We start from the raw sequence: 22624 nt of genomic DNA, 5'->3' as shown, positions 1-22624 counted from the left end.
TCCTATTTGTGATGATAAACAGAAGTTATTAAAAATGGTAGGGGTGCAGGGGATGCGCCCAAAATTTCCTATAGGGTGTTATTCTCTAGACGATAAGCTGAAAATTCCTATAACTTTCCTAGCCACCGATGAGAGCGATCGCTAAAGATGATATTCTTTATATTCACCATGAGGATGTGCCAGTTTATAAAAAAGGCGGTTCGGTGGTGAGAAATAGTTATTTTTGGGCGCTAAAATCGATCGCCTGTGGAGCGCGTCGGGGACAGGATTGGGAGTTCGATGCACAGGTGTGGGTGGCGCTGGTGCGGATGTTGCTCTGTTTTGCCAATTCTGGCTATTTGGGGGATGGTGAAACAATTTTAGAGTTTACTGTCGATTGTCCTATTCCCGAACCTTTACGGGGGATATCTACTTACTTATAGCCTCGCTGAGATAGTTAGCGGTGGATTCCACTAGGGGAATAGTATTTTCGTATAACATTCGCGTCGGTCCGATAATGCCGACACTACCGACGGGAGTATCTCCCTGTTTATAAAAAGCGGAGATAAGAGTACAAGGGCGCATGGATTCCAGAGGATTTTCGGAACCAATGGTGATTTTGACTTTTTTAGCTGATTTTTCTAGTTCTGGTCTTTGTAAAATCAGGGGTAAAAGGCGATCCTGTTCTGCTTCCAATAGATGCAGTAACATTTGTACTTGTTGCCATTGGGCGAATTCTGGCTGTCGAATGACTTCAGCGACACCATGGACGATAATCTCTGGGATGGCAGTGGATTGGAGACTAGCGCTGATTTCTTGGCTTAATTGTTGGAGAAAATGAGTATAACGGGTAAATTCTCGCTCGATTTGCTGCCAATCGAGGTTAATTAAATCTGCCAAGCAATAACCTTTTAATTTTTCCCCGAGAAAATTAGAGAGGATTTGTAATTCTTCTGCTAATCCATCCTCCTTGTCCGTTGCCATAGACTCAGGAATCTCTATCATAACCGAGCGTGTTTGTAAACTATCTGTAACAATAATTAACATGATCTGCCGGTTCGAGACAGGGATTAATTGCAGATGACGCAGGGTATTAGTGAGGGTGTGGGGAAGGGTAACGATAGCGATATAACCGCTTAAACCGGCTAAAAACTGGGTGGCCCGTTGCAGCAGACTTTCGAGACTCCAAGCGGGAGATTTAGCGTTTTGATGCAGATAATAGCCGATTTTTTCGCCGATACGGTCATCGGGAGTCATTAACTCATCGACGTAGAGACGATAACCCCAATCGGAGGGAATGCGTCCGGAGGAAGTGTGGGGTTGATAGAGTAAACCTTCTTTTTCTAGTTTACCGAGAGCATTGCGAATCGTGGCGGAACTAACCGTAAATTTGTACTCCTCTAGCAGAGTTTTCGAGCCAACCGGTTCGGCTGTGGCGATATAATGTTGGATTGTCGCCTTTAAGATATGTTGATAGCGATCGCTGAGATGGGTTCTAGCGGACATAGGGGGATAATCTTAACAAAAGATTTATAACATTTTTCTAGACAGTATAACGCTTATTCAGTTATCAGTTATCAGTTATCAGTAGTCATTAGTCAGTCCTCCGTGGGGAGAAAGGGGATAGTTTACCCCTCTCTTTTCCCGATGGGGGCTATAAAAATTAGTAACGGGGAATATTAGGATCGACGAGGAGGGAATAAGCATCGATGCCGCCGTTAATATTCTTAACATTAGTAAAACCCTGACTTTGTAGCCATTGGCACATTTGCAGGGATCTCATGCCATGGTGACAGATAACGAGGGTTTCCGCTTGGGGGTTGAATTGGGTGGCAATAGTGGGCGACCATTCTTGGTATTGACTCAAGGGTAAAATGGTAAAACTGGCTACAAATGCGATCGCAACTTCCTCCGGTTCGCGCACATCAATAAGTTGTAAATTAGGATCATGATCGGCTAAACGGAGAGCGAGTTCATGGACGCTAATTTCGGGAATGCTCATAGATTTGGTCTTAAGAATCGGTTATCTTTCCTTTAGAGTAGCAAATCGAGGGACCCTGAGCGTTTATCTGTGAACAGTGCCTAGGTTGTGATAATGGTGAGGAGAATTCTGAGGAACAGAAAAAAGCGCATTTGCCCCCGGCTGGATTTCAGTTAAGCTTTGATTAGAGGTTATTGTAGGAGAGAGTTATTGATACCGAATAGATTCACCCAGATGTATTGCGCTGAAGCTATCTTGTCCTCGGTTTTTTGTCCTCTGATTAATTTCTAATCTGTACTGCATTCTCCCCTCTCCTTTCTCCCCATCTCCCCACTTCCCCACTTCCCCACTTCCCCACTTCCCAGCTTATGATTCCCCTACAATTAACCCTAAAAAATTTTCTCAGTTATCGCGAGGCAGTGCTAGATTTTCGCGGATTACATACTGCCTGTATTTGTGGTGCCAATGGTGCGGGAAAATCCTCTTTACTCGAAGCAATTACTTGGGTAATTTGGGGGGAAAGTCGCGTCTCGATTGCTGATGATGTGATTCATGCGGGCAGCGATTATGCGCGGGTAGATTTCGAGTTTAGTTATGGGGGAGAAATCTATAAAATTATCCGTAGTCGTCACCGGGGGGGAAAAGCTTCTAGTTTAGATTTTCAGGTGATTAATGATCAAAGTTTTCGTCCTTTATCGGGTAAAAGTATTAAAGATACCCAAGCACAGATTAATACTTATCTAAAAATAGACCATAAAACTTTCATTAATTCTGCTTATTTACGACAGGGACAAGCGGACGAGTTTATGAAACAGCCTCCTAGTGGTCGTAAACAGATTTTAGCAGAATTATTACAACTCGATCGCTATGAAATTTTAGCGAATAAAGCCAAGGATATATCGAAACAATTTGATGGACAATCCCTCCAGATCGAGCAGCAAGTAGAAACTATCAAACTCCGTCTTCAGGAGAAAAATTCTTATCAGGAACACCTGCAAGAGTTAAGCACCCAAATTAACCAAATTAATCAAGAACAAGAGGTAAATAATTGGCGTTTACAGCAACTGCAAGGGGAAGAAAATCAGCGTCAGAATTGGGAAAAACAGCTGCAGTGGCAACGAGAACAGGAGCGAGTTTTATTAGCAGAAATCGAGAGATTAGACCGGGAAAAAGTTAGTCTAGATAATCAATTAAATCAAATAAGGACCATTCTTCATCGCAAAAATGACATTATTACTGCACACGAGCGCCTAATCAATTTAGACCAGAAAGAGGCAAGTTTGTCAAGTCAATTGCAAGCTTGGCAACAGGCCCAGTATGATAAACAACAATTAGAACAGAAATTACAGCAAAAAATTAACGAATTTACCCTTCCCATCCAACAAACGAGCGCTCGTTTAGAAGAATTGCGAAGACAGGAACAAGAAACTCAAAAAATTATCGAGCAAGCGGGGGATATTCAAGCAGGATTAGAGAAATTAAATTATCATCGTCAACGTCTTCAGGAATTGGATAGATTAGCTTTAAAATATGCTCCTTTAAATAGCCGAAAAGCTGATCTAAATATGCAGTTGGAACGGGAAAAAGCCAGGATTAATGCTCGTCGGGAACAACTGCAAAGAAATCGGCAACAATTAGAGACAGAAATCGCTCGTATTCCGCTGCTAAGAGAGGAAGCTCTCAATTTAGCCAAGCGAATTAAGGAACTAGATAAAAAACAAACCTATTGTGAACGAGTGGAAGAAAAAGAAACGGTTAAACAAGTGGATAAAAAAAGTTTATTGGAGCAACAGAAAAGATATGAAGAACAACTTTTAGAGTTAACTGATAAATTGGAAAAATTGAATATTCCCGATTCGGTTTGTCCTTTGTGTGAACAGAATTTAGACAGTCATCACCGTCATCAGGTAATCAGAAAAACCCATCAACATCAAGAACAAATTCAAGAGCAAATTTGGTCCCTACAGGAACAGATGGCAGACTGCGATCGAGATTTAAAACGTTTACGCGAGGAATTAGCCCAAATTAAACAAGAATTGCCAGTAAGATCGAATCTACAACAAAAATATGTGCAGTTGGAAGTCAAGTTAGAAACTATTGAAGAAAAGGAAATAGAACTAGAGAAAACCGAGGAGATACTTGTGGAGTTAGAAGCACTTTTACGCAGTGGCAATTATGCCCTAGAATTACAGCAAGAATTGCAAATTGTCAATCAAGAAATCGCCTTATTAAATTATGATGAACAAAGTCATGCTTTAGTCAGAGGAGAAGAAAAAAGATGGCGTTGGGCAGAAATTCAAGAATCAGAACTTAAGCAAGCAAACCGTCGTTTAGCTAATATCAAGGCTGAGAAACCTAATTTAATTAACCAATTAGCTAGACTAGAACAAGAGAAGCAAGAACTAGGTCAAAATTCCCCACTTAAACAGGAAATTGAACGCTTAGAAAAGCTTATTCAAAACTTAAATTATGATCGCAGTGAACATCAGAATATTCAAAATCTGATCCGACAATTACAGGGGGTAAGATTACAGTATCAAGACTGGCAACAAGCGGAAAAAATTTATCCAGAAATAGCCGCTAAAATCGCTGACATTGAGCAAAGATTACAGCTGCGAAATGAGGATCACCAAAAGATAAATCAGGAGTTAGCAAATATTATTCAAAAGATTGGTACTTTGACCGACTATCGCCAAGAAATAGCCGCATTATCGACTAATATTCAACAGCGGAGACAGATAATTGATGGATTGCTCTCCCAAAAAGGTCGGGTTGAGGAGAAGTTACATCAACTGGAAACTTTAGGTAAACAACTGACAGAAAAAGAGAGCGATTTAGCTAAAGTTAAAAAACAATATAGAGTTCATAAAGAGTTAGCCCTAGCTTTCGGCAAAAATGGTTTACAAACTCTGATGATTGAGAATGTTTTACCAGAGTTAGAAGCACAAACTAATCATATCTTAGCTCGCTTAACTGGTAATCAATTTCATGTGCAGTTTTTAACCCAAAAAAGCGGTAAAGGTACGAAGAAACAGCGAGAAAAGTTAATCGATACTTTAGACATTATTATTGGTGATACCCGGGGATCCCGTCCCTACGAAACCTATTCAGGAGGGGAAGCTTTTCGGATTAATTTCTCGATTCGATTAGCTTTAGCGAGATTATTGGCACAAAGAGCCGGAACAGCTCTACAAATGCTCATTGTTGACGAAGGATTCGGAACTCAGGATGCGGAAGGATGCGATCGCTTAATTGCGGCAATTAACGCTATATCCGCCGATTTTGCCTGTATTTTGACTGTAACTCATATGCCCCAATTTAAAGAAGCTTTTCAACATCGCATCGAAGTCCGCAAAACCGAACAGGGTTCCCAATTGATGTTATTATCCTAGGAAAAATATTGATGTAAATATGGAAAAAATTACGGTAACAGTAAAACTATTTGCTATTTATCAAGAAGTCTATCAAACTTCACAATTAAACCTCGAATTTCCTGCCCACACTTCCCTTACAGAAGTGTTAAACTATATTATAGCCCCCTATCCTCAATTAGAAAGATGGCGCGATGTTACTCGTTTTGGAGTTAATCTTCAGTTTGTTTCGGGAGAGAAAGTCCTCGAAAATGGCGATGAGATAGTTCTAATTCCCCCCGTTAGTGGTGGCTAAATGGGGTTTGCTGAAAAAGTACGGGCGAAGCATTCGGATAGAAAATCTACGGTTTCACCGATAGGTTATTGTCCGAATGCTTCGCCCCTACAGGACGCGGGCTGATGAAGACGCAAGGTTTTGAAGCACGATTCTCTCAAAATCTTGCACCTGTTTCGCGAGAAAAGCCACAAAACCCTTACCTTGCCTACATTTCACATTTGTTCAGCAAGCCCTAAATGGAGATAGGGAAAATCACAAAAACTGCCACCTTTTTCCCTTTTTACTTTTTCCTTGATATCCCGTGTCTAACTGGCAAATTCCCCCATCGGTAACTCTTCCCCAAGAGTTTTTAAAAATAGTCCAAGACTACACCCCAGAGTCGGATGGCAGCGTCGTGGCACAAATATTATGGCATCGCGGTGTCCGGGATGGGGCGACTCTGCGGACGTTTCTGGATGAGAAAGCTTATCAGTCAAAAACTCCCTTTGATTTTGGGCAAGAAATGAACTTTGCCGTCAAAAGACTGGAAAAAGCCCTAAATAAAGGCGAAAAAGTGACTATTTGGGGTGATTTCGATGCCGATGGTGTCACCGCTACCAGTGTCCTCTGGGAAGGATTGGGGCAGTTTTTTCCACCCTATCAACAGTTAGATTATTACATACCCGATCGCCAAAAAGAATCCCACGGCCTCAATTGTCCAGGTATCGAGAAACTAGCGCATCAAGGAACCAGTTTAATCGTCACCTGTGACACGGGAAGCACGAATATCGCTGAAATTGACTATGCAAACGGTTTAGGCATCGATATTATCATCACCGATCATCATACCCTACCCGACGAGCGCCCCGAGGTGATTGCCCTGATTAATCCCCGCTACTTTGTGGAAACCCATCCTTTCTATCATCTTTCTGGGGTTGCTGTTGCTTATAAATTAGTGGAAGCGATGTATTTAACCCTAGCAGATATTCCCAGAAAACCCCTAGAAAATTTACTTGATTTAGTTGCGATTGGTTTAATTGCTGATTTAGTCAAATTGACGGGAGAATGTCGTTATTTAGCCCAAAAAGGTATGCAAAAGCTCCAAAATACTCAGCGTTTAGGAGTTAAAAAATTACTCGATTTATGTAACAAAACCGGAGATAGACCGATGGATATATCCTTCGGTATTGGACCGCGAATTAATGCCGTCAGTCGCATTTATGGCGATGCTAGATTTTGTGTGGAATTACTCACCAGTGAAGATGAAAAGCGTTGTCAAGAATTAGCTGAACAAGCGGAATTAGCCAACATTCGTCGCCAAGAAATCCAACGGGATATTATTAAACAAGTTCAGAAAAAACTAGAGAGAATTGATCTTTCCACCACTAATGTAATTATTCTAGATGATCCCCAATGGCTGGCGGGAATTTTAGGATTAGTTGCGGGACAAATTGCCCAAGAATACCAGCGACCAACAATTTTATTAAGTACCAGTGAACCACCTTTTGCTAAGGGTTCCGCTCGGTCAATTCGCGAGATCGATCTCTATCAATTAGTATCCTCTCAATCCCATCTTTTACATCGTTTTGGTGGTCATCCTTTGGCCGCAGGTTTAAGTTTAACCATAGAAAATTTACCCCTATTTATTGAGGGAATTAATCAACAGTTACGACGCACAGGAATTGATTTAACTTCCCTTTCTTCCCAGATAGAAGTGGATGCAGTGGTGACGGTTTCCCAATTGGGAAAAAGTCTATTTCGAGAATTAAAATTACTGGAACCCTGCGGGATGGGTAATCCGACACCGAAGCTATTAATTCAAAATTGTTATTTTCACAATCTTTGGCATAAAAATCTTGAGGATTTCAAAGGCAAAAAAATCGCTTATCCCCGGACAACTTTTGATCTCTGGGATAGTTCAATCGAGCAGGGATTCCCCGGTATGTGGTGGGGTCATCAGAGAGACGAAATTGCTGCCGATACCCATTATGATGCCGTAGTTGAATTAGATTTTAATACCTCCAAAAATCGCTATGAAGTGCGATTAATTGCTCTGCAACCCTATCAACAAGAATTCCTAAGCTATGGCAATAAAAAAGATTTTTTAATCGACAATCGTAATCGAGAAATTAATCAAGAAGTTAACCAATTAAATCCCCTTTTTCTCCGGGAATGTCCCCGGGATTGGACAAAACTTTCTAGGGAATATCAACAGGCAATTTTACGCGATAAAAAGTTAGTTCTTGCCTATGCTAGTCCTTTAAAAAAATCCGCTCACACCAGATGGATAAACCTTGTGGGGATTGGGAAATATTTAGCTAGAACTAAAACCAGTATTTCCCGTCAACAATTACAAAACCGCTTAAACCTCAGTTATCATACCCTAGAATTAGGATTAGTTTCCCTAGCAGAAAATGGCTTTAAAGTCAAGAAAAATCAAGAAAATTTATCCTTTGAATTAGTCAATCATGAGGCAAAAATTAATAAGATTGAGCAATTTCTGGAAGCGGTGGCCTTAGAAAACTTTCTCCAGCAATACTTTGCTACTGTTCCTATAGAAATTCTGCAAACAATTCTTAATCATGAAGACTCGATCGATTTCTAATCATAACTCTTATTGACTGATAACTGATAACTGATAACTGATGATTACTGATTACTGATAACTCCTTGACCGAAGAATTTCGGAGGTTTTGCTAGGGTATAAACTTCCGTATTTTGTGCGATTGCTTGACGAATATAGAGAGGAGTTTGTAACATTCCTAGTAAAGTCATGCCATCAATTAAACGTAATCCTCCCGTAGTTGTATCGCTGATTAATTCATCCACCACATCGGGATCGGGACGAGTATTTAAAGGATGATTAGCACAGAGAGTAAAACCCCAAGGGGAACCATAACTAGGGGTGGGAGCGCAATAGGAATGAACGTAGGGAAAAACTGCTTTTAAAGTATTCACCAAACGCGCATGATACATCACCGAAGGAGGAGAAACTGGGCCAGATTGGACAACAACAATGCCATTTTCGGCCAAAACTCTTTGTAGTTTTTCAAAGTATTCTTTCGTGAATAGGGGGAAAGAAGGACCCTCTCCGATGGGATCAACCAGATCAGAAATAATAATATCCCATTGATCGTTAGTAGTGTCTAAAACTTCTAAAGCATCGGCCACAACTAACTCAAAACGAGGATCATCAAAAGTGCCTTGGTGCATTTCGGGAAGATGTTCCTTACAGGCTGCCACCACATCCCCATCGATATCGATCATCATCACTTTTTCGATTGTTTTCCAACGCAATAACTCCCGCGTTGTCGCACCTTCACCACCTCCCAGAATTAAAGCAGTTTTTGGTTCTTGGTGGGCAATCATTGCCGGTTGCACTAATGCTTCATGATAAATAAATTCATCCCCCGTACAAGATTGCCATTTCCCATCCAGTACCAAGGCTTTTCCATAGGCCCCCGACTCTACAATATACATCTCCTGAAAAGCGGTTTTTTTGTAGGCTAAAATCCGCGAAACCCCATGACTATAAATGTCCCAGGGGGTAATATATTCGTTAACCCATAGATCCGCTTTTAGTTCACTTCCTGCCATAACTAATCCTCCTTGGGGTGAAAAAGGCACGATCTATCATTATACAACAATTGACAAAATTCGATCGATAATCTGAAATTATCTCCGGGTAATCCCGAAGCTGCCGATAATCGATCGCTGAAAAACGTTAAGCTAGAAAAGATTAAGTAAGTAGTTATAATTAAATTGAAGATAGATTTTGCCTCTGATCCCCCCTGCCCCCCTTGATAAGGGGGGTGCCGATAGGCGGGGGGATCTCCCTTGATAAGGGGGGTGCCGATCCCCCCTTAATCCCCCATTGATAAGGGGGGTATTTGATAATTTTTAACGCCTACCTACTTAGCGAACAGTAAACTTCTAGCCACTAACCTATGACCAAAAACGAGACTACCGAGAAAAAGATTTTTCTCCTAGATTTTGAAAAACCCCTCTACGAATTAGAATCCCGCATCGAACAGATTAAAGAATTAGCCCAAGAAAATAGCGTAGATGTCTCGGAACAAATTAGTCAACTAGACGAACGAGCTAATCAATTACGTCGTGAAATTTTTAGCAATCTCACCCCTTCCCAACGGCTACAATTAGCCCGTCATCCCCGGCGCCCCAGCACCCTAGACTATATTCAGGCAATCACCGATGAATGGTTCGAGTTGCACGGGGATCGCGGTGGTTACGACGATCCCGCTCTTGTGGGTGGTGTTGCCCGTTTTAACGGTCGTCCCGTGGTGATTATCGGGCATCAAAAAGGCCGGGATACTAAGGATAATGTGGCTAGAAATTTCGGCATGGCTGCCCCCGGTGGTTATCGTAAAGCCATGCGTTTAATGGAACACGCTCATCAGTTTAATCAGCCAATTTTAACCTTTATTGACACCCCCGGCGCCTGGGCGGGGGTAGAAGCGGAAAAATTAGGTCAAGGAGAAGCGATCGCCTATAATCTTCGGGAGATGTTCCGTTTAGATGTGCCGATCATTTGTACTGTTATTGGCGAAGGTGGTTCCGGCGGTGCTTTGGGGATCGGTGTCGGCGATCGCCTATTAATGTTAGAGCATTCTGTCTATACCGTGGCGACTCCCGAAGCTTGTGCCGCCATTCTCTGGAAAGATGCCAAAAAATCCGATAAAGCAGCAGTTGCCCTCAAAATTACCTCAAAAGATTTAAAAGAGTTAAATATTATCGATCAGATCGTTCCTGAACCCTCCAGAGGGGCCCATGCTGATCCGATTAAAGCGGCAGCCAATTTAAAAGCCGCTATTAGTGAAAATTTAGAGACTTTATCTTTGTTGACACCCCAACAACGACGCGAATCTCGTTATCAAAAATTCCGCAATTTAGGCGTATTTTTAGAAGCTACCGCTTAATCAGTGAGCAGTGATCAGATGTGAGTTTTCAGTGATTAGTTTGTTTTGTAGATTTGGAAGATTTCAGCTTCAGTTTAAGGGTTGCACCGACAAAGCTATAATATTGATGGCAGGTTCAAAGACACACCAAATGAAACGGGACGAGGTGCTGGCAATTCTAGAGGCACACCGAGAACAGTTACAAAAACTAGGGGTGAAATCTTTGTCTTTATTTGGTTCAGTGGCCAGGGATGAAGCTGATGCCGATAGTGATGTAGATTTGTTAGTAGAATTCGATCGACAAGGTGGTTTTTTTCAACTTCTGCAAGTACAGTATTATTTAGAAGATATTCTGGGATGCTCTGTGGATTTAGGAACTCAGGATGCCTTAAGAGAACATTTACGGGAACCTGTGCTTGAGGATCTGATCAATGCCTTCTAGAGATTGGCGACTTCGCCTTCAAGACATTTTAGAATCTATCAGTGAAATTGAACAGCGAACAAAGGCAATGACGTTTGAGGAATTTGCCAAGAATCAAACAAATATCAAAGCGGTTCTCTATGATTTTATTATTATCGGAGAAGCAACTAGAAATGTACCGAAGGAAATTCAGTCTCGCTATCCTCTTATTCCTTGGCGTTTAATGGCAGGAATGAGAAATGTTGCAACTCACGAATATTTTCAAGTTAATTTAAGTAGAATTTGGGCAACAATTCGAGAAGATTTGCCGACCTTAGTACCACAAATACAAGAAGTATTGTCAAGGGAAAAAAAACAGAATAGTTGCGGGGCATTTGTCATATTTAGGGTTTGCTGAATGATGGTAAAACCCTTTGAAAATAAGACTTTTGACCTGTTAAAATCCGATGTTATACTAAATCTAGTTATTAAAGACGGATTATCTATTACCCCTATTGCCTCTCCTCATAAGTAGCCTATACTAAACGGATTTAGTATTAGTCCGATTATTTCCGAGTTATTAGTGGTACATTAATCTTACCAATTAAAAGGACCCAAAGCCCGATCGTTGTAATCGCCACCCTCGGCAATAAAATGAATTACCATCGATTTACGGGTTAGCAGGGTATTATTAATCTTCCCACCACCATGAATTAACATTCCGTGCCAGAGAAGAATCTCTCCTTTTTTAGCAGTAAATGATTGACAATCATAATTCTGAGCGCGCCGGTTAACATAATCTTGGTATTGGGGAATTTGAGCGGCAGTAATATTTTTAAGATTGACGGCGGGATAGTCTGGAAAAAATTCAGTTACTTTGATATTTTTATGAGATTTAGGATAAAAAATTAGCGGACCAGCATCGGCGGAAATATCTTCCAAGGCAATCCAAACACCGACTAAATGATTAGCAGGATGAACATAAAAAACTGCCATATCCTCGTGCAGCCCCTGCTCTGTACCGTGCAGGAAGTTGATGGAATATCTCGGTTCGCAGGATTTGCCGATAATTAAATTAACTAAATCTCTCAGATTTTGATTGTCAAAAATTGCTCGAGCAGCGGGGGAAATCTCATGAAAGGCATGGAGTCGCCAAATAGAATTAACTAAGGCTTTTCTTTGCTCCATATCTAGGGCTAAAACTTGCTCGTGACTTAAACTCGCCGGTAGATTTTCTGCTTGAATGCCTTCAATTCTTAATCCAGGGATAGCCGATTCTAGGAAAAATAAATCGGCTAATTCTGCTACTAAATTATTGATCGCAGTTGCGGGAATTAAATCTTTGACAATACAATAACCCAATTCTCGCCAATGGTCAAGGAGTTGATATTCTCGTTCGGAAATTCGCCGTTGTTGACGAGCTTTTTGCAGGGATTTTTCGGCTCGCGAGCGATCTAACCAGGGTAATTCGGCAGTAGAATTGAAAGACCAGGGCAAATTTTTTAAGATATCGGCAATTTTAAAAATCATGGTGAGTCCATCTTTTCCGAGCTACTTTCGGACTATTTTAATCTATGAGCGATCGATCTACCCTGTCAACAGATATAAATTATCTGAAAAAACCCCCTAGGATGAGTTAGGAGGTTACAGGGAAAAAATTAATCAGGGTTGATGGGATTAACTGGCGCTAACTTCAGCAGGATAAACGCTAACTTGACGGCGACTTTTATCCTTGTATTCAAATTTGACCACACCATCAATTAAAGCGAATAAAGTATCATCGCCACCACGACCAACATTTTTACCCGGGTGAACTTTAGTACCCCGTTGACGGATGAGAATACTTCCCGCTTTTACCACTTGACCACCGTAGCGCTTAACGCCTAGTCTCTGGGAACGAGAATCGCGTCCGTTGCGGGTACTACCCGTACCTTTCTTATGAGCCATAATTTCTCTCCAAATGCTTTTTTGATTGTAAAAGTTATTCTTCTTCGTCGCTACTATCTTCCACAACTTCAGCGACGGAGGTGGCAGCAGTGGCAGTTAGGGTTTTACCGTTATAATTGATTGAATCAATCATAAAACGGGTAATTTCTTGACGATGACCGCGTTTTTTACGGGTTTTCTTTTTCGGGCGCATTTTATAGACAATAACTTTTTTGCCCCGACGATGTTGCATGACAGTCCCTTCCACGCTGGCCCCTTCGATAAAGGGCTGACCGATGCTAATATCATCCTCATCATGGATTAATAGCACTTTGTCGATGGTATGGGTACTTTGTTCATCGACGGGAAGAAGTTCGATATCGTAATAGCGACCGGGTTCCACCCGAATCTGTTTGCCACCGGTCTCAATAATTGCGTAACTCATGAATTTTCTGCGCTCGTTTTGCCGTACAGGTAGCTGAAAAAAATTCCAGCTTTTGTGCTAATGTCTTCACCTGATCCGAGCAGGAATTGACACAATTTACTATCATCTAACATTCGGGGGGCAATTGTCAAGCTTTTTACCCACCGATTGGCTATATACTAAAAATAATCTTACAAAAAGCTCAATTAAACCGTTATGGAACAGTGGGAAAGCAGAGGACACCTGTTAACCGAACAAATTAACCCAAACAGCCTAAATTTAGACCAATTAAACCCGCTCGAATTGGTGGATCTCTTCAATCGCGAGGATGCCCAAACCCTAAAAGCGATCGCCATAGCCCGGCAAGAATTGGCCCTAGCAATCTCCCTGACCAGTCAAGCTCTGGCTAAGGGTGGTAGGCTCTTTTACATTGGGGCGGGAACCAGTGGCCGGCTGGGGGTTTTGGACGCGGCCGAATGTCCCCCCACCTTCTGCACTCCCCCGGAATTGGTACAGGGAATTATTGCCGGTGGAGCGGCAGCGCTGGTGCGTAGTTCCGAAGATTTGGAGGATAAAGCGGAAGATGGGGCGGCGATTATTGCCCAGCGAGAAATTCACGAATTAGACGTGGTAGTCGGGATTACCGCCGGGGGGACAACCCCCTACGTTCACGGGGCTTTACAGGCGGCAAAACAGCGAGGTGCGACGACGATTGCCATTAGTTGTGTCCCCGCCGAACAAGTGGAGATCGCCGTGGATGTGGATATCCGCTTATTGACCGGACCAGAACTTTTGGCTGGCTCCACCCGTCTGAAAGCGGGAACGGTGACGAAAATGGCTTTAAATATCCTTTCCACAGGGACAATGGTAATGTTAGGCAAGGTTTACGGCAACCAGATGGTCGATGTGGCTGTTACTAATCATAAACTCCATGACCGCGCCCTACGGATTATCTGCCACCTTAGCGATATTAGTCGTGAGGAAGCGGCAATTTTACTGGAAAAAAGTGGCCGCCGGGTTAAACTGGCTTTGTTAATGCAGAAAACGGGACTTTCGGCGGCGGCAGGACAAGAATTGTTACAAAAGCATCGAGGGCAATTACGGGCCGCCCTGCAAGCTTATAATCAAATTGATTGATAAAAACCTGTTAATTTTGACTTTCCTATGGTTAATATTTCTTCGGAAATTGCTGCGGTCGCTGTTATTTTCCTCGTCGCTGGTGCTATCTTGACTTGGAGTTTTTATCGAGCTAAACCCTACGGCCAACTGGGAATTTTACCTTGGTTACAGTCCTTGGTACTAATTGCTCCTTGGTTGATTTTTTTCGGGCTATTTGCGGCGGGAATTGCTCTCAATCTAGCGGTAATTCTCTTTTTACTGATTGCTTCCACAATTATCTATATTTATTTAGGCAACCGTTTACGCTTACTGAAAACCAATCAGATAATTGAACCGAAAGTTAACCCAGCAGTTAGCCAGTCCGTTACTCCCCTAGAAACCCCGGCAGCGGTGACAGTAATTGTGCCGGATGTGATGCCAATTTCCGAACAGGATATAAAAGTTATTCAGAGTATTTTTGGGATAGATACTTTTTTTGCCACCGAAACTATCTCTTTTCAGGAAGGGGCAATTTTTAAAGGCAATTTACGGGGAGAACCGGATATAGTTCACTCGCGCTTAACCCAGAAATTAAGTAATCATTTTGGTGATAAATATCGTTTATTTCTGGTGGAAGGAACCGAGGAAAAACCGGTGGTAATTATCCTTCCCAAAACTAATGATCCTAGTCCTGCAACTCTTGCTCAAAAAAATCTCTCTTTAGTTTTGTTAGTCGCTACCATTGTCACCAGCTTAGAAGCGGCGGGAATTTTATTAGGTTTTGATTTGTTTAGTAATTGGCAGAGATATCGAGAAGCAATTCCCCTCAGTTTGGGTTTATGGTCGGTATTAATTGCCCACGAAATTGGTCATCTAATTATCGCTAAACGCCATAATGTTCGTCTCAGTTTACCCTATTTTCTTCCCACTTGGCAGATTGGTTCTTTTGGGGCGATTACTCGTTTTGAATCTTTATTACCTAACCGCAGTGTCCTATTTGATATAGCTTTTGCTGGTCCTGCTTTGGGAGGTTTGGTTTCTTTAATCTTGTTAATTGTTGGACTGACTTTATCTAATTCTGCCAGCCTTTTTCAAATCCCTAGTACCTTTTTCCAAAGTTCAATTTTAGTGAGTTTTTTAGCGCGGATAGTTTTAGGTGACGAGTTACAAAATGCCGTTATCTCCGTGCATCCTTTAACTGTTATTGGTTGGTTAGGATTGGTGATTACTGCCCTTAATTTACTGCCCGCCGGACAGTTAGATGGTGGCAGAATTGTTCAGGCTATTTATGGTCGCAAAATTGCCCGCCGTACCACTGTGGCCACTTTGGTTATTTTGGGCATTATTTCCTTAGTTAATTCTAGCAATCCCATTCCTCTCTATTGGACAATTTTAGTCGCTTTTTTACAAAGAGAGTTAGAAAGACCTAGTTTAAATGAGTTAACCGAACCCGATGACACCCGCGCCGGTTGGGGTTTATTACTACTCTTTTTAATGTTAGCGACTCTGATTCCTTTAAGCCCTAGTTTAGCGGGACGGTTAGGCATCGGTGGCTAAATACTTCCCCGAAATTCTTGCCATTGATTGCCGTCAAAAAAAAGCTTGACAAAAACTCAAGTCTTGACTTATAATTTTCTTATAATGGGGGTGCAATCATCTTTTATGAGGGTTAGAGATGTGATACAATTTGTCATCATAATCTCAAAGTTTTTTAACTTAGTGTGATCGCCTATAGATTGGGTTGAGGCACGAAACCCAACATGATCAATTATTGATTTATTGGAAAAAGTTAGGTTTAAAACCGTATTTCGTTCCGCATCACGATGCCGAAAGTCCCATTCATATTTCTACACAACGGAAAAATTAGCAAATTTAAGTATTATGCTAGATCAAATGATGAAGATGCTAGAAGGGCAACAAATAGGCTCTTATCGTCTTAATAAATTTCTCGGTGCGGGTAGTTTTGGGGGTGTGTTTCATGCTAGTGAAATGGTAAGAAATACGTCTGTTCAAGAAGTTGCTATTAAAGTTATTCCCGAAAGTAGCGATGATAAATTAATTGAGTTACAAAATGCCAGAAAGTTAGAACACTCTAATTTAATTAAGGCTTATTCGGTAGGTGAATTTCGTTTTCTCAATACTGAAATGCTTTATTTAGTGATGGAATTGGCACAAGGTAGCCTCGAAAATCACATTGCCAAAGGTAGTTTATCATCGGGTGAGATTAAAAATATTACGGCTCAAGTGGCACAAGGTTTAAGTTATCTTCATAGTCAAAATAAGGTACATCGAGATTTAAAACCGGGTAATATTCTTAAGATTAATCAACAATATAAGTTAGCAGATTTTGGCTTAATTAGAACTTTAAATAACAAAAGTCATACTCAAACAGTGAATAATGGCGGTACAATTATTTATATGCCTCCTGAAGCGTTTAAGGGTGATATTTCAGCAGGTTGGGATATGTGGTCATTAGGTATTATGTTGATTGAAATGACGACTAATCAATTTCCCTATAAATTCGATAATGATATTAATCAATTAATGGCTAGGGTGATGAATTGTGATTTACAAATCCCTACTTTACCGAGGGAGTTTAAGCCAATTATTGAAGGTTGTTTGCAAAAAGATAGAAGACAAAGATGGACTGCACAACAAGTTTTAAATGCTTTACAACCACAAGCACAACCAACAGGCAAGATGCCTGTTTCACAAATACCACTTAAAACTGCTAAGGCTGATTTTACCCAATTAGATCGATATTTAAAAAATGGACAATGGCGAGAAGCAGATGAAGAAACTGCTAAGGTAATGTATGAAATTATGGGGCTAAGAACAAGAAAAGTTATGGGGACAGAACTAAGAGAATGTTTGTTAAAAGAAGATAATTGTAAAAATTTTTCTCGTGAAGAATTAAAAATTATTGACCAGCTTTGGGTAAAATATAGTGACGGTAAATTTGGCTTTTCCGTGCAAAAAAAAATCTGGTTAGAATGCGGCGGCGAAATCGGTATTTTTGATTGGGATATTTTCTGTAAGTTTGGCGATAAAATAGGCTGGCGTAAAGGCTGGTGGCTAGACAAAGAATGGTTATATTTCAGTTCACTGACTTTCTCCAGTGCTACTGCACCACGAGGACATCTTCCTGCTCTTGAGTTTGGTATACGATGGTGGTATGGGAGTGGAAAGGCAGATGCAAAGGAGAGGGCGTGTAATATCTTTCTTTTCTCTAGACTATAACATACAAAATATTTAAACAATCTAAAAATATTTGTCTGAAAAAGTGCGATCTTCTTTTTGTAGTAATGGCTTTAGCCATGATTAGCCCTCTCCGTGCTTACTACGAACTAAAAGTTCGATCGAACTTGTTGTAAGAGAGTTTTGAGGGTGCGATCTTTTTTTTAGAGGCGAGGGCGATCAGTTTTATTTCAATAATCTTTCATATTCTTCATGGCTTCCTATCCATACCCAAATATAATCTTCTCCATCTTTAAAAGCTAAAGCACGGTAATTAATACCAACTCTAACTGACCAAAATTTCCCTACTTTTTTAAAAGATAAAGAAGGATGATTTAAGTTATTTTTTAAGAGTTCAAAATTCTTTTTTGCTAAAATTTGAATTGGTTGAGGTAACTGATTAAAACATCTCCAAAATCTAGCATTAGTTCGATGCACTTATAACTCCTGCAATTGATTTTTACTCTTTTCTAATAAGGCTTCCTTAATTAGAAAGTCAAGTTTTCCCTCATTAGAATCTTCCTCAATTTCCTTATCCCATTTTTGCTCATCTAACTCATTAATCCAGTTTTTTAAATAGGTAAAGTCATCGGGGGTAAGAGTTTCTATTTCTGCCTGAATTGATTCTAATTTGCTCATACTATCTATTCTTAAGCACAATAGTTTTTGATATTCAGGTTTTATTTTAACATTTTTTAGCTAGAATGCGATCAGCTTTTCTTGTAGTTGTGATCGCTTTTTGGAGAGTTTAAGGGTGCGGGCAGCGTAGCTGTGCCTTCGGCATCGTCTTTTCTTGTAGCGGTAACTTTAGCCATAATTTAACCCTAAAGGGTTTACTACGAACTCAAGTGCGATCGAACTTGTTGTAAGAGAGTTTTGAGGGTGCGATCGCTGTTTTCAGGGAGTTGGTGGTGCGATCTTTTTTTTAGAAGCGGGGGCGATCGCTTTTATTTACTAATTAATCTATCATATTCATCATGAGTACCAATCCAAAACCATAAAATCCCATTTTTAACTTCAATTCCTAACGCACGATAAGCTTTTCCGACTCTAACAGACCAATATTTATTAACTTTCTTAAAATGTAATGAGAGATGATTAGGATTAGTTTTTAATAATTCATAAGCAATATCTGCTATCTGTTGTATATCTTCGGGTAGCTGATTATAAAACAACCAAAATTTACGGTTAGTATAGTGCATTAAATTTTGTCATAATCTCCCGCTTCAAATTCAGCCAGTGCTTCTTGAGCTAAAGCATCTAATTTTCCTTCCTTAATATCTTGTTCTAATTGTTTATCCCACTGCAAATAATCTAAGTCTAATAACCAATTTCTTAACTTAGCAAAATCAGTTTTAGAAAGATTTAAAATTGCATTCTCAATTTGTTCAATAGTCATAATTATTTTAAAATTTAAGGTTTTTGATAAATCAGCTTAATTGGATTATAGCATCCTATCAATTTTTTGCAAGAGAGTGTGAAGTACGATCGAACTTTGTGGGGAGTTTGAGGTGCGAGCGGAGTTGAGAATTGCGATCAAACTTGTTTTAAGAGAGGTTTGGGGTGCGATTGCGAAAAATGTCTTTTCCATTGTTGAGGATTACGTTTGACATGAAAACAAGCCAAAACGAAAATTAAATCATCTTGAATTAGTGCGATCGCCCTTTTATTTCTAAAAAATTTTTTCGATAATTACCCGTATCATCCGTTAGAATAGATCTGAAATTAAAGGATAAACCCTCATCTATGAATCCTGTCGTTTTAGTGCATGGTTTTCTGGACACTACTGCTGTTTTTAAACCGATGAGTGAGTATTTAACCCATCATGGTTGGCAGGTACATACTTTTAATCTAATTCCTAATCACGGTTACGAAAAGTTAGAAGTTTTAGCAGGTCAGGTGGAGAATTATATCGAGAAAAACTTTGCTAAAGAGCAGAAAGTAGATCTGATTGGGTTTAGTATGGGAGGACTAATTACCCGCTACTACCTGCAAAGATTAGGAGGGGTGGCAAGAGTGCAACGTTACCTAAATATTTCTGCCCCGAATCGAGGCACTTTAACCGCATATAGTTTACCCTTAGATGGGATTAGACAAATGCAGCCGGGGAGTCAATTTCTAGAGGATTTAAATAAAGATTGTCAACAAATTTTAAATAAAATTAAAACCACAATTATCTGGACTCCCTACGATTTAATGATATTTCCTGCCCATAGTTCCCGTTTATCGGTGGGCAAAGAAATTTCCATTCCCGTATTGCTTCATGCTTGGATGGTCAAAGATAGCAAAGTTTTAACAACAATTAAAGAGACCTTATTAGAATAGAAATACTGGTTGTCTCCAACACTGGAACAAGGTCAAAATATTACCAATAAAAACGTTAATTATCATCAAAAAAGCTTGACTTAAGGTTATAATTGTGTTAGGCGATCAAATTCCCGAAGGTGTCACCATGTCCACTCAAGAACCCACCCTAACCGATGTTCTCAACGAACTGAAAAGCTTCCAAACAGCAGTAAATCAACGTTTTGAGGCGATAGATCTACGTTTTGAGGAAATAGACCAACGTTTTGATGCTATGGGACAACGCTTTCAGGAAATAGACCAAAGATTAGACAAGCTCGACTATAAATTTGACACCTACGAAAAAGCCTCCGAGAAAGTGCTGAGATTGGCCACGACAATTATTATCGCAGCCGCCACCGTAGCGGTTTTACCCTCGGCTTTTCAGGCAATCGGTCCCCTATTAACCCAAATCATCGCCGCCGGCAATAACTAACTTGTGATCAACACTTGACGATTGCATGGTATGATAAAGGTTTTGGAACTATTGTTTTAGGTCAAGATCATGGCGAAACGAATGCAGGTTATCCTCAATCAAAAAGTCAGCAAATTAGGTGAAAATGGCGATGTGGTGGAAGTGGCACCCGGTTATGCCCGCAATTACCTTATTCCCCAAGGTGTGGCCGTTTTAGCCACCAAAGGCGCGATTAAACAGGCAGAATTTAGGAAAGAAAAAGAGCGTCAACGTCTCCTCGCCGAAAAACAAGAAGCGGAAACCAGAAAAACTGCGATCGAAAAACTCAGTCCCTACACCATCCCTAAACAGGTGGGTGAAAACGAGGCGATTTTCGGTACTGTCACCAGTCAAGATGTGGCTACGGTTATTCTAGAAAATGCTAAATTAGAAATCGATCGCCGTGGTATTACCGTTCCCGATATCGGTCAATTGGGAGTCTATAAAGTACAAGTCAAACTCCATCCCGAAGTTAGTGCCGATATCGAAATTAAAGTAATTGCACAATAAAAATTGTCGGGGCATAGTTATCAGTAATCAGTGAAAATTTATCAGAGCGATTAACTAGCTGATCGCTGATAGCTAATAGCCATTAAAATATCAAAAATTATGACTCATTCTACGGATATAAAAACCCTAGCACGCTGGATGGCGGCCGATTTTAGTAATCAAGAACAAGCTTTTGCTAATCCGCCTTTTTTTGCCCATATTCGCGTGTGTATGCGTCCTTTACCCGATGAATTACTGAAGGGAACCAGTTTATTTTTAGAGCAGGCCTACGATTTTATGCTCAATACTCCCTATCGTTTACGAGTATTTAAATTATCGGTAGTCGATGACCATATTGAACTAGAAAACTTTAAAGTTAAAGAGGAAGCTAACTTTTTTGGTGCTTCTAGAGAACCCCAGCGTCTCAAAAATCTCAGCTTAGAGTTATTAGAACCGATGCCGGGTTGTGATATGAATGTAACTTGGACAGGTAACAGTTTTAAAGGGGTGGTGAAACCGGGGAAACAATGTTTAGTCTTTCGCAAAGATAAAATGACTTATTTGGATAATAGTTTTGAAATTAGTGAACAGGGATTAATTAGCGTTGATCGCGGTTTAGATCCCGAAACCGATCAATTAGTCTGGGGTTCGATCGCCGGTCCCTTTGAGTTTGTGCGTCGCAGTAGTTTTGCTGAGGAAGTGTGAGAAAAATTCTCGGTTTTTAGCTATGAAAATCGCCACATGGAATGTCAACTCGATTCGCAGCCGACAAGATCAGGTAATTAATTGGTTACAACTCAATCCCGTTGAGGTTTTATGCTTGCAAGAAACCAAGGTAATCGATCGAGATTTTCCCAGAGAAGCTTTTGAATCTTTGGGTTATCATCTCTATATTTCTGGACAAAAATCCTATAATGGTGTGGCGATTTTTAGCCAGAAACCCCTGGACGATATCACTGTGGGATTCAGTCCAATTATCGGCGAAAATTTAACAGGAGAACTGGACGAACAGAAACGGCTAATTACTGGAGTAATCGGCGATATTCGGATTATTAATCTCTACGTTCCTAATGGTTCTTCCCTAGATAGTGATAAATATATTTATAAGCTTAAATGGTTAGAAACTCTTAGGAAATATCTAGATAAAATTATTAATTCTCAACCCCAGGAATTATGTATCTGCGGTGATTTTAATATTGCCTTAGAAGATAAAGATATTTATGATCCCAAAGGCAAAGAAAATCATATTATGTCTTCAGCTAAAGAAAGAGAAGCTTTAGAAAAGGTCTTAGAAATTGGTTTACAAGATGCCTTTAGAAAATTCACCTCAGCAGCAGGACATTATAGTTGGTGGGATTATCGCAGCGGTGGTTTTGCTCGTAACCGAGGTTGGCGAATCGATCATCTTTATTTAACTCCTCAGCTATACGAAAAAGCCGTTAATTGTCTGATCGATCGAGAACCCAGAAAACAAGAAAAACCTAGCGATCATACCCCCGTTATTCTCGAAATATAAGGCAAAAATAGCTAACTTCAAGGAGGGTTTTTTCGGCTGGTGACAGTAAGCAATCAAACCACAGAGAAGATTAGAACTCTTGCAAATTAATTATATGTTATAATGATGGGTTAACTAATTTTCCCAAAAAAAATAGTTAATCAGTACATTCGTCCTGAATGAAAACTTGAAGTTTAACTTTTAACTCAAAACTCTTTAGAGCTGCTTTAATTTGGTTATCAAAACCTCTTTATT

The 22624-nt window shown here is 40.3% G+C and carries 25 protein-coding genes; 15 read left to right on the top strand and 10 right to left on the bottom strand.

The genetic code is table 11. The annotated features are described in order from the left end of the window. Positions 1 to 128: 128 nt before the first annotated feature. Positions 129 to 422, top strand: coding sequence for a hypothetical protein (locus tag H6G40_RS11590; RefSeq protein ID WP_002735877.1), 294 nt, complete (start codon positions 129 to 131; stop codon positions 420 to 422). Here H6G40_RS11590 and hrcA read toward each other — a convergent pair. Together hrcA and H6G40_RS11580 are read right to left on the bottom strand one after the other, a co-directional pair. Beyond that, entirely contained in the window at positions 409 to 1485 is a 1077-nt protein-coding gene (gene hrcA / locus H6G40_RS11585; protein ID WP_002738212.1) for a heat-inducible transcriptional repressor HrcA, read from the bottom strand. The genes H6G40_RS11590 and hrcA overlap by 14 nt on opposite strands. A gap of 157 nt (positions 1486 to 1642) precedes the next feature. Continuing rightward, positions 1643 to 1981: a rhodanese-like domain-containing protein gene (locus tag H6G40_RS11580; protein ID WP_002738038.1), complete on the bottom strand. Its 339-nt coding sequence runs from the start codon at positions 1979 to 1981 to the stop codon at positions 1643 to 1645. Positions 1982 to 2328: 347 nt separating this feature from the next. Here H6G40_RS11580 and sbcC point away from each other — a divergent pair, with 347 nt between their 5' ends. From sbcC to recJ, 3 genes are all read left to right on the top strand, one after another. Then, positions 2329 to 5352, top strand: a complete 3024-nt coding sequence (gene sbcC, locus H6G40_RS11575) for an exonuclease subunit SbcC (protein ID WP_190537701.1) — start codon at positions 2329 to 2331, stop codon at positions 5350 to 5352. Between the two features lie 19 nt (positions 5353 to 5371). Then, positions 5372 to 5626 carry a MoaD/ThiS family protein gene (locus H6G40_RS11570; RefSeq protein WP_002737297.1) on the top strand — a complete coding sequence of 85 codons (255 nt, stop codon included), beginning with the start codon at positions 5372 to 5374 and terminating at the stop codon, positions 5624 to 5626. A gap of 283 nt (positions 5627 to 5909) precedes the next feature. After that, complete coding sequence (gene recJ, locus H6G40_RS11565) at positions 5910 to 8192, top strand: single-stranded-DNA-specific exonuclease RecJ (RefSeq protein WP_190537700.1); 2283 nt, start codon at positions 5910 to 5912, stop codon at positions 8190 to 8192. A gap of 44 nt (positions 8193 to 8236) precedes the next feature. On the opposite strand, the gene H6G40_RS11560 is transcribed toward recJ, so the two are convergent. After that, positions 8237 to 9184: a fused MFS/spermidine synthase gene (locus tag H6G40_RS11560; RefSeq protein ID WP_002736180.1), complete on the bottom strand. Its 948-nt coding sequence runs from the start codon at positions 9182 to 9184 to the stop codon at positions 8237 to 8239. Positions 9185 to 9534: 350 nt separating this feature from the next. Here H6G40_RS11560 and accA point away from each other — a divergent pair, with 350 nt between their 5' ends. The 3 genes from accA (at position 9535) to H6G40_RS11545 (ending at position 11321) form a co-directional block, all read left to right on the top strand. Next, entirely contained in the window at positions 9535 to 10524 is a 990-nt protein-coding gene (accA, locus tag H6G40_RS11555; protein WP_002737858.1) for an acetyl-CoA carboxylase carboxyl transferase subunit alpha, read from the top strand. Positions 10525 to 10654: 130 nt separating this feature from the next. Further along, complete coding sequence (locus H6G40_RS11550) at positions 10655 to 10945, top strand: nucleotidyltransferase family protein (RefSeq protein ID WP_002736589.1); 291 nt, start codon at positions 10655 to 10657, stop codon at positions 10943 to 10945. After that, positions 10935 to 11321: a HepT-like ribonuclease domain-containing protein gene (locus H6G40_RS11545; RefSeq protein ID WP_002735935.1), complete on the top strand. Its 387-nt coding sequence runs from the start codon at positions 10935 to 10937 to the stop codon at positions 11319 to 11321. Before H6G40_RS11550 ends, H6G40_RS11545 begins: the two co-directional genes overlap by 11 nt. Before the next feature lie 179 nt (positions 11322 to 11500). Here H6G40_RS11545 and H6G40_RS11540 read toward each other — a convergent pair whose 3' ends face one another. From H6G40_RS11540 to rplU, 3 genes are all read right to left on the bottom strand, one after another. After that, positions 11501 to 12433 carry a phytanoyl-CoA dioxygenase family protein gene (locus H6G40_RS11540; protein ID WP_002735649.1) on the bottom strand — a complete coding sequence of 311 codons (933 nt, stop codon included), beginning with the start codon at positions 12431 to 12433 and terminating at the stop codon, positions 11501 to 11503. A 147-nt stretch (positions 12434 to 12580) separates the two neighbouring features. After that, entirely contained in the window at positions 12581 to 12850 is a 270-nt protein-coding gene (gene rpmA / locus H6G40_RS11535) for a 50S ribosomal protein L27 (RefSeq protein ID WP_002738127.1), read from the bottom strand. 34 nt (positions 12851 to 12884) lie between these two features. Next, positions 12885 to 13274, bottom strand: coding sequence for a 50S ribosomal protein L21 (gene rplU, locus H6G40_RS11530; protein WP_103112026.1), 390 nt, complete (start codon positions 13272 to 13274; stop codon positions 12885 to 12887). Positions 13275 to 13469: 195 nt separating this feature from the next. Between rplU and murQ the strand changes: the two genes are divergently transcribed. The 3 genes from murQ to H6G40_RS11515 all read left to right on the top strand — a co-directional run bounded on the left by murQ (position 13470) and on the right by H6G40_RS11515 (position 17591). Next, positions 13470 to 14390, top strand: a complete 921-nt coding sequence (murQ, locus tag H6G40_RS11525; RefSeq protein WP_002736540.1) for an N-acetylmuramic acid 6-phosphate etherase — start codon at positions 13470 to 13472, stop codon at positions 14388 to 14390. Positions 14391 to 14417: 27 nt separating this feature from the next. Then, the gene (locus tag H6G40_RS11520; protein ID WP_002735685.1) at positions 14418 to 15908 is read left to right on the top strand and encodes a site-2 protease family protein; all 1491 of its coding nucleotides are present in this window, start codon (positions 14418 to 14420) and stop codon (positions 15906 to 15908) included. Positions 15909 to 16232: 324 nt separating this feature from the next. Continuing rightward, positions 16233 to 17591, top strand: coding sequence for a protein kinase domain-containing protein (locus H6G40_RS11515; RefSeq protein ID WP_081330939.1), 1359 nt, complete (start codon positions 16233 to 16235; stop codon positions 17589 to 17591). Between the two features lie 183 nt (positions 17592 to 17774). Here H6G40_RS11515 and H6G40_RS11510 read toward each other — a convergent pair whose 3' ends face one another. From H6G40_RS11510 to H6G40_RS11495, 4 genes are all read right to left on the bottom strand, one after another. After that, positions 17775 to 18026 carry a ParE family toxin-like protein gene (locus H6G40_RS11510; protein ID WP_002736627.1) on the bottom strand — a complete coding sequence of 84 codons (252 nt, stop codon included), beginning with the start codon at positions 18024 to 18026 and terminating at the stop codon, positions 17775 to 17777. Beyond that, a complete protein-coding gene (locus H6G40_RS11505) occupies positions 18027 to 18227 on the bottom strand; it encodes a hypothetical protein (protein WP_002736204.1) in 201 nt (66 codons plus the stop codon). It abuts the gene before it with no gap. Between the two features lie 308 nt (positions 18228 to 18535). Then, entirely contained in the window at positions 18536 to 18790 is a 255-nt protein-coding gene (locus H6G40_RS11500; RefSeq protein ID WP_069475686.1) for a ParE family toxin-like protein, read from the bottom strand. Beyond that, complete coding sequence (locus H6G40_RS11495) at positions 18790 to 18987, bottom strand: hypothetical protein (protein WP_002736352.1); 198 nt, start codon at positions 18985 to 18987, stop codon at positions 18790 to 18792. The genes H6G40_RS11500 and H6G40_RS11495 overlap by 1 nt, the downstream gene beginning before the upstream one ends. A 347-nt stretch (positions 18988 to 19334) precedes the next feature. Here H6G40_RS11495 and H6G40_RS11490 point away from each other — a divergent pair, with 347 nt between their 5' ends. The 5 genes from H6G40_RS11490 to xth all read left to right on the top strand — a co-directional run bounded on the left by H6G40_RS11490 (position 19335) and on the right by xth (position 22390). Further along, on the top strand, positions 19335 to 19913 hold the full coding sequence (locus tag H6G40_RS11490) for an esterase/lipase family protein (protein ID WP_002737774.1): 579 nt from the start codon (positions 19335 to 19337) through the stop codon (positions 19911 to 19913). A 94-nt stretch (positions 19914 to 20007) separates the two neighbouring features. Then, positions 20008 to 20367 (top strand): ssr2422 family thylakoid membrane protein, encoded by a 360-nt coding sequence (locus H6G40_RS11485; protein ID WP_002737039.1) that lies wholly within the window; start codon positions 20008 to 20010, stop codon positions 20365 to 20367. A 69-nt stretch (positions 20368 to 20436) separates the two neighbouring features. Continuing rightward, entirely contained in the window at positions 20437 to 20895 is a 459-nt protein-coding gene (gene rplI, locus H6G40_RS11480; protein ID WP_002737358.1) for a 50S ribosomal protein L9, read from the top strand. Positions 20896 to 20994: 99 nt separating this feature from the next. Beyond that, positions 20995 to 21579 (top strand): chromophore lyase CpcT/CpeT, encoded by a 585-nt coding sequence (locus H6G40_RS11475; protein ID WP_002737599.1) that lies wholly within the window; start codon positions 20995 to 20997, stop codon positions 21577 to 21579. Between the two features lie 22 nt (positions 21580 to 21601). Further along, positions 21602 to 22390, top strand: a complete 789-nt coding sequence (gene xth, locus H6G40_RS11470; RefSeq protein WP_002735626.1) for an exodeoxyribonuclease III — start codon at positions 21602 to 21604, stop codon at positions 22388 to 22390. The last annotated feature ends 234 nt before the right edge of the window (positions 22391 to 22624 follow it).

The organism is Microcystis viridis FACHB-1342 (assembly GCF_014698335.1).
Classification (GTDB): domain Bacteria; phylum Cyanobacteriota; class Cyanobacteriia; order Cyanobacteriales; family Microcystaceae; genus Microcystis; species Microcystis ichthyoblabe_A.
This window is presented reverse-complemented; position numbering and strand designations above follow the sequence as displayed.